Consider the following 6,075-nt stretch of genomic DNA (forward strand, 5'->3'; position numbering starts at 1 on the left):
TTGAATTATACTGTGTGTAAGGACAAGTAAGGAGGAAATGCTATGGCAAAACGTGATCGTCATATTGTGGTCATCTCTAAAATCACCGCAAAAAACCAAGTCACAGTTCCCAAAACAATTCGTGACGTCCTAAACGTCAAATCATCGGATGAAATTGAATGGGAACTAGGCAGTGATGGCCAAATTACTGTGAAGCGGACATCCCCCGAAAAAAATGATTTCTGGAAGATGGTTGATGCGCAAGAAAAGAAATACGGGCGTGTTGCCACCCCGGAAATAGATTGGGGCGAAGATGTTGGTTCGGAGGATTTTGATTAATGGAATTACATCAAGGAAATATACTGTTTATCAATCTTAATCCTGCCAAGGGAACTGAAACAAAAAAAGAGCGGCCATGTATGGTTGTTAGTAACGATGAGTATAACCGACATCTCAACACCGTCTTAGCCATCCCTATCAGTTCATCTGATAAGTACCAGGCGCAGGAAAGATTTGTTCAATCACCGTTTTTTCAAAGGATTGACTTGGAGTCAGTTCATGGAACCGCGCTTTTCCAACATGTTTGGGCAATTGATCCCGAAAAACGATCTAATGGGGAAATAGTCGGGCAAGCTCCGGCAGGGATCATCAAAACCATTTCAGGAGTCCTCAAAGAATTTTTTTAGAACGCCATCCGTTTCCCGAATTATTAAAAACGTTACGGTATCAATTTAATTGCTAACGGATATTGTAGAATCTAAAAATGTCCTTCACCGGATCTAAAATTGGTGAAGGACATTACTTTATCCATAGTTATTAATTTCACTTCGATTGGCATCCCATGGGAACGTATAAACCACGCCTTCCATATGAGACTTGGGCACAAATCCCCAGTAACGACTGTCATAGGAAATATTTCGATTATCACCCATCACAAAGTACTGACCCTTGGGAACCACGGCAGTCTGTCCACCTCTGCTCCACTTCTTGGAAAGAATCGATAAATTAAAACCATTATCGTCAACGTTGCTCAAAGTCCCGGTGGTCTGCTGCTGGCGAGAGATGAACGGCTGCTTGATGTACTTACCGTTTACGTATAAGTGCCCAGTCTTGGTATAGGTAATCCTGTCACCCGGAATGCCAATGACGCGTTTGACAAATTCAGTGTTCGGTCGCGTATCCGGCGCCAATTTATAAGCATTAAACACCACCACTGACAAACGTTTGATTGGTTTGGTCTTTAAGATAACCACGTGCTCGTTGTTCTGCAGGTTGGGCATCATCGAATCACCATCCACTCTGACTGGTGAAATAATGTAGGTTTTAAGTAGTAGTGCCAGTGCCAATCCAATTACGATTGGCAGGATCCAGCTGAAGATGCTCTTGATAACTTTCATCTTTTCCTCCTATTGTATGTATATTGCATGCCTATAAGTGTATGCCTCCGAGTCTAAATTTTCAACGTACAATGTAAAGGAGAGCGGGCTAACTTTTAGGCATATTTGGACAGTGAGAGCAGCCAACGATCTCCGAAAGTTTCTACTTAAAATTAATATATAGTCAAAATTCAGTTGATGCACAATGCTTGAATCTATGCGTAATTACATATATAATTACGCATAGAAAGGGTGATAACAATGACTGTAAAAACGCGGCGTCAAGGCAATTCAATTATGGTGACAATTCCTGCTTCGTTTAACATAGGGGAAAATGTTGAATTTGAACCAATCAAGGATGAAAATGGTGTGATCAGTTTGTTACCAGTTCGGCACAACATTTATACTGCAGAATCGAACTATGATCTTCGAAAAGCAATGGAAGAAGAAAACATTGGAGACAATGGCACGCCGGTTGGTCGAGAGGACATTTGGAATGACTAAAGACATCCCGCAGCAAGGAGATCTCATCTGGATTGATAGTGAACCACATGCCGGCCATGAATATGGTGGCCATAATCCAGATTCCAGTAATACTTTTAGACCGTTACTGGTTGTCAGTGATAAAGCATATAATCAACGGACAGGTATGATTGTCGGCTTTCCAATTACCCATGCAACTAAAATTAAGGCACCTTTTCAGATTACACTTTCTTCTCATAAAATAGAAGGCCACGTTATTTTAACCGGTCTTTTGGGTTATGACTACGTCGCCGGATCCGGCAAGATTGTTGATCATGTCAATGCGGCGGAATTAGCACAAGCTTTGACTGCTATTAAAGATATTTTTGGCTTTTTTGATTAATGTCTTAAGCCAATGCATTTCACTGAGTTGAATTAAATCACAGACGAGCGCTAACCACTTCAATATAGTTAGCGCTTTTTTATTATCACACAATTACCTAAACAAGACTAGGAAGGACTTAGCGGGAAAACAAAAGCCTCGAAGCATCGCGCTTCGAGGATCACATTGATGGTTAATATCGGATTGGCTTCGTCATCCAAAATTGAATGGTGTTCACAAATTCCCACTTATCATGACCGACCTTCATATAGTAGGTAATAATAGGTGTTTTGTGACCATGACGGAAAATCAACTTCCGATAATTGTACTTGGTCTTCAAATAGTAACGTTGCGGATTCTTATAGCGCATCACCATTGTTCTTGAGTGCTTTGTGTACTTGTACTCAACATGCTTGGTGTCCTTGAACAAGTCCTGGCGATCATCTTCAAATTCGCCCCAGTTCACCGAATTGTACTGAAGGACTTTTTGTTTGGTGGCATACCCTAATGAATTCATATCCAAGTGTTTCCAGTTGGTACTGGCAGACGCTGAGGTCTGGACTAAAACCAATAGAGAAAAGAATGCTAACATTAACAACCACTTTAAAGTAATCCGATGTTGTCTGGTAACTAACAAGTTCATCATCGACCTTTCATTAAATGGATGATTGTGAATAATGCTCATCCATAATCCAATGAATCTTAAATGCGACTGATCTAATTAGTGGTTAACCGGCTTGACCAACCAGAATCGATACGTCGCCGGATAGCCCACTTCCAAGGACTAATATTTGATTGGCTTAAACATCCAGTACTTAATCGTATACAGGAACTGAAACTTCTGATTACCAAGCTTGTAATAATATTGAATAACTGGCTGCCGTTTATTTCCATGGAAAACAAGTTTTCGATAATTGTACTTTGTATTTACTTCAGGGGATTTTGATTTGTTCAGATAGCGAATAACCATCACTCGAGATTGATGATTATATTTGTACTTAGTTGATTTGGTATCCTTGAAATACTTGTTCTCATAAATCTCTTCATAGTTGCCCCAGTTACTACCATCGTATTTAAGGATCCGCTGCTTCTTTGCATATCCCATAATTTTGAGACTGTATGGCTGCCATGCAGCAGCATGTATCTGATTGCATCCAATCAATAGTGCTCCAGCAAATGTCATGATCATTAGAAGAAATACTCGATACCATTCTTTTTTCATCTACTTTTCCTCTTTCCCTAGTGAAATCCAAATCACCATTAGCGCAGTCAGCTGTTCGATCTCCTACATTCTTGGAACAAGATGGTTGGCAATCTTAAAAACCGACACCTGACGAATCTTGAACTGGGTGACCATATATGACTCATCGCTTGAATCATACCCATCCTTATACGGAATGGTATACACAGTCTGATGAGGCGCACGGCTTTGCACTTTAGTGTACCTTGGGTCAGATCTGATTGCAGTCACTGGATGGCCATCAAATAGAATCCGTACTCGAACAGATCCCTTCGGCGAAAGTGACAACAGCAATACTGTGATAAAGCAGAGGAGAACAACGACACTCAGCATTTTAAATGACTTAATCAAGAATTTGTTCAGCTTCATCGCCCCCTCTACCCAAAGTATTGATCAGCCGTAACGGCAACGTGAAAAATCCCTAAATAAGTTCTGATGGCAAAAGTTGATGTGCGAACACCTGTACTGCCATCTTTGTATGGATATTTGTCAGGGACATAATATACGGGAATTTGAAGTGATTTGCTCGTCTTGGGAGAAAATTTTGGATTACAATGAAATGCAGAAACTGGTGATACACCATGCACCATCATATTGGCTCGAACGGCGTTTTTGACCGAGACTGTAAAAAATAAGCACACCAGGAAAAGAACGATCACTACACCCGCCAAGGCTTTTACCAATTTTCCTTTCATGATCAATCGCCACTTTCATAACATTTTTTATATACCGTTGCTGACTTTCCTAGTAGCAATACTACATTGTTAGAACTCTGGCTGAGTCGGGTAAGCAATGTGAAATACCCATAAGTAGGATCTGACGTCAAACATCGAAACCTTAAACCCGTTCATATCAGTAAATGAGTATTTTAGTGGAATGGTATAGATAGTGGCCTTGAAAGCTTTGCTGTTTGATTGGCTATATTTAGGATTGCATTTCAAAGCAGCTGAAAATGGAGCTCCTTCGATTGCCATGGTTGCTCTCACAGCATTTTTAGGAAACACAGTTATCAATAAACCCAAAATGAGTATTAAGGAAACTACGGTATAAATAATTCGTTTAATCCTGATTTTTATTTTTGTAGTTTTCATCATTACGTCCTGACTTCATAAATTATAGGACTCCATCAGTTACGGTAAGAATGGAATGGTTGGGGCCGCGAAATGAAAGATCCCCAAGTAGGTCTTCATGTGAAATAGTGAAATCTGTGTTCCATACCCATTTTTGTACGCATACTTATTTGAGATGGAATAGAGATTTTCGCCTAAACTTTTACTCGTCTTGGGAGCATATACAGGATCACATTGAAATGCCGCAACCGGTGATGCCCCGTGGAGTAACATGGTTGTCCGAACGGCATTTTTAGGCGATATTGTAGACACCAGAAATAGAAATAACACAATCACAACAATTGAATACAATGTTTTTCGAAGTACAGTGTGCTGATTATTTTTCATCACTTATATCCCCATTTCTATAACGCGCATCCGATTTGTTCTACTAAGACCAAATATTTTCTTGATTTTTGTTAGGGGTGCAAATAATCTGCTTCGCGTATGGGATGTATAATACACCATATGCTTCGTTACCTTAGAAACGGTTATTGTATGATGCCATCCATACTTCTTCGAATGTAGTTGGATTACATCACCAACGCGAACTTTTGACATCACCTTTCGCAAACTGCTTGTAACAAAATGTGGTCGATGCTTGGTTTTGGTCCAATATTTATAAAAGCCATTGACTGTTGACCAACTAGTAGAATAGTTCCAATGTTTTTCAATTACCTTCCCAAAAATCTTGGTTGACTTTGTTCTGCGACAGTACCACTTACGCGTATTCTTTGTCCATTTGTTCTGTGAATAAAAATGTGCCCCCTTTGCATGTTTACTAACCGAAGTCATTCTTGCTCCAGCATGGGCCCTATCTTGTGAGGCCAAATTTGTACAATCCCCGCCTCTAGCGTATGGGTTAAAATTAGGATAATACTTGTTATACTTTTTCCAATGCTTTCTTTCATACCTGACTTCTCTCCGCTGATTTCTATCCAGTTTTTGTCCCTTTCTCCAAGTCGTCTTATAAGGCTTTTGTTTCGTCTTATTGCTCGGCTGAAATTGGCCGTTTGAATGCATAGATTTCTGAGAATAATGATCAGAATGGGAGTTGCGAGTTTCCTTATTCTGTGGCTGTTTTTGAGAAGTAACAGATGCAGAAGCACCATTGTTCTTATTAGAGTTGTTACTTTGAAACTGAGTCTGGTTAGAACTTCTACCGGTGACAGCACTACCTGTTTTCGTAGTTGCAGAACCAGCAGAATCGTTGACACCTGTCATGCCCTCAGCAGTGCTGTTATTAGTCCCATTAACGGACTGACCTTGAGGATTGGATACAACAGTAGCAGAACCATTATTGGCTGTGGCACCAGCTGTTGCACCACCAGTAGAAATTCCGCCGCTTCCGTTGTTGACGCCACCCCCACCGGTGTTTCCACCAGGAATGTAGCCCCCGCCGCCACTATTGTTATTATTGTTATCGTCATTACCGTTGTCATTGTCGTTGTTGTCATCATTGGTTTGATTTTGGCTGTTAGTGACATTGTTGAATTGGCTCTGGTCATGAGCGGACGCACCAGTTGT

At 40.5% G+C, this 6,075-nt stretch carries 12 protein-coding genes; 4 read left to right on the plus strand and 8 right to left on the minus strand.

The features are described 5' to 3' along the window. The first annotated feature begins 42 nt into the window (after positions 1–42). Positions 43–318 carry a type II toxin-antitoxin system PrlF family antitoxin gene (locus FC51_RS09955; protein WP_057910197.1) on the plus strand — a complete coding sequence of 92 codons (276 nt, stop codon included), beginning with the start codon at positions 43–45 and terminating at the stop codon, positions 316–318. Further along, entirely contained in the window at positions 318–665 is a 348-nt protein-coding gene (locus FC51_RS09960; RefSeq protein WP_057910196.1) for a type II toxin-antitoxin system PemK/MazF family toxin, read from the plus strand. The genes FC51_RS09955 and FC51_RS09960 overlap by 1 nt, the downstream gene beginning before the upstream one ends. A 117-nt stretch (positions 666–782) precedes the next feature. On the opposite strand, the gene lepB is transcribed toward FC51_RS09960, so the two are convergent. After that, positions 783–1,376 carry a signal peptidase I gene (gene lepB / locus FC51_RS09965; protein WP_057910195.1) on the minus strand — a complete coding sequence of 198 codons (594 nt, stop codon included), beginning with the start codon at positions 1,374–1,376 and terminating at the stop codon, positions 783–785. 240 nt (positions 1,377–1,616) lie between these two features. On the opposite strand from lepB, the gene mazE reads away from it, so the two are divergent. Beyond that, entirely contained in the window at positions 1,617–1,859 is a 243-nt protein-coding gene (mazE, locus tag FC51_RS09970; protein WP_057910194.1) for a type II toxin-antitoxin system PemI/MazE family antitoxin, read from the plus strand. Next, positions 1,852–2,220 carry a type II toxin-antitoxin system PemK/MazF family toxin gene (locus FC51_RS09975; protein ID WP_057910193.1) on the plus strand — a complete coding sequence of 123 codons (369 nt, stop codon included), beginning with the start codon at positions 1,852–1,854 and terminating at the stop codon, positions 2,218–2,220. Before mazE ends, FC51_RS09975 begins: the two co-directional genes overlap by 8 nt. Before the next feature lie 172 nt (positions 2,221–2,392). Here the strand turns inward: FC51_RS09975 and FC51_RS09980 are convergent, their stop codons facing one another. From FC51_RS09980 to FC51_RS10010, 7 genes are all read right to left on the minus strand, one after another. After that, a complete protein-coding gene (locus FC51_RS09980; protein ID WP_225355054.1) occupies positions 2,393–2,845 on the minus strand; it encodes a hypothetical protein in 453 nt (150 codons plus the stop codon). Between the two features lie 138 nt (positions 2,846–2,983). Then, positions 2,984–3,421 (minus strand): hypothetical protein, encoded by a 438-nt coding sequence (locus FC51_RS09985; RefSeq protein WP_057910192.1) that lies wholly within the window; start codon positions 3,419–3,421, stop codon positions 2,984–2,986. Positions 3,422–3,484: 63 nt separating this feature from the next. Beyond that, complete coding sequence (locus tag FC51_RS09990) at positions 3,485–3,808, minus strand: hypothetical protein (protein WP_057910191.1); 324 nt, start codon at positions 3,806–3,808, stop codon at positions 3,485–3,487. A gap of 8 nt (positions 3,809–3,816) precedes the next feature. Then, positions 3,817–4,134, minus strand: coding sequence for a hypothetical protein (locus FC51_RS09995; RefSeq protein ID WP_057911294.1), 318 nt, complete (start codon positions 4,132–4,134; stop codon positions 3,817–3,819). Between the two features lie 69 nt (positions 4,135–4,203). Next, positions 4,204–4,413, minus strand: coding sequence for a hypothetical protein (locus FC51_RS12280; RefSeq protein ID WP_143445256.1), 210 nt, complete (start codon positions 4,411–4,413; stop codon positions 4,204–4,206). A gap of 156 nt (positions 4,414–4,569) precedes the next feature. Next, complete coding sequence (locus tag FC51_RS10005; protein WP_057910558.1) at positions 4,570–4,896, minus strand: hypothetical protein; 327 nt, start codon at positions 4,894–4,896, stop codon at positions 4,570–4,572. Positions 4,897–4,899: 3 nt separating this feature from the next. Beyond that, positions 4,900–6,075 (minus strand): amidase domain-containing protein (locus tag FC51_RS10010; RefSeq protein ID WP_191982921.1); only part of this gene is annotated, 1,176 nt, incomplete at its 5' end.

It is taken from the genome of Lentilactobacillus parabuchneri DSM 5707 = NBRC 107865 (assembly GCF_001435315.1).
Taxonomy (GTDB): Bacteria; Bacillota; Bacilli; order Lactobacillales; family Lactobacillaceae; genus Lentilactobacillus; species Lentilactobacillus parabuchneri.

Coding starts and splice junctions, on each gene's coding strand:
- FC51_RS09955 (WP_057910197.1), top strand. CDS start 43: ATGGCAAAACGTGATCGTCATATTGTGGTCATCTCTAAAATCACCGCA.
- FC51_RS09960 (WP_057910196.1), top strand. CDS start 318: ATGGAATTACATCAAGGAAATATACTGTTTATCAATCTTAATCCTGCC.
- lepB (WP_057910195.1), bottom strand. CDS start 1,376: ATGAAAGTTATCAAGAGCATCTTCAGCTGGATCCTGCCAATCGTAATT.
- mazE (WP_057910194.1), top strand. CDS start 1,617: ATGACTGTAAAAACGCGGCGTCAAGGCAATTCAATTATGGTGACAATT.
- FC51_RS09975 (WP_057910193.1), top strand. CDS start 1,852: ATGACTAAAGACATCCCGCAGCAAGGAGATCTCATCTGGATTGATAGT.
- FC51_RS09980 (WP_225355054.1), bottom strand. CDS start 2,845: ATGATGAACTTGTTAGTTACCAGACAACATCGGATTACTTTAAAGTGG.
- FC51_RS09985 (WP_057910192.1), bottom strand. CDS start 3,421: ATGAAAAAAGAATGGTATCGAGTATTTCTTCTAATGATCATGACATTT.
- FC51_RS09990 (WP_057910191.1), bottom strand. CDS start 3,808: ATGAAGCTGAACAAATTCTTGATTAAGTCATTTAAAATGCTGAGTGTC.
- FC51_RS09995 (WP_057911294.1), bottom strand. CDS start 4,134: ATGAAAGGAAAATTGGTAAAAGCCTTGGCGGGTGTAGTGATCGTTCTT.
- FC51_RS12280 (WP_143445256.1), bottom strand. CDS start 4,413: ATGGCAATCGAAGGAGCTCCATTTTCAGCTGCTTTGAAATGCAATCCT.
- FC51_RS10005 (WP_057910558.1), bottom strand. CDS start 4,896: ATGAAAAATAATCAGCACACTGTACTTCGAAAAACATTGTATTCAATT.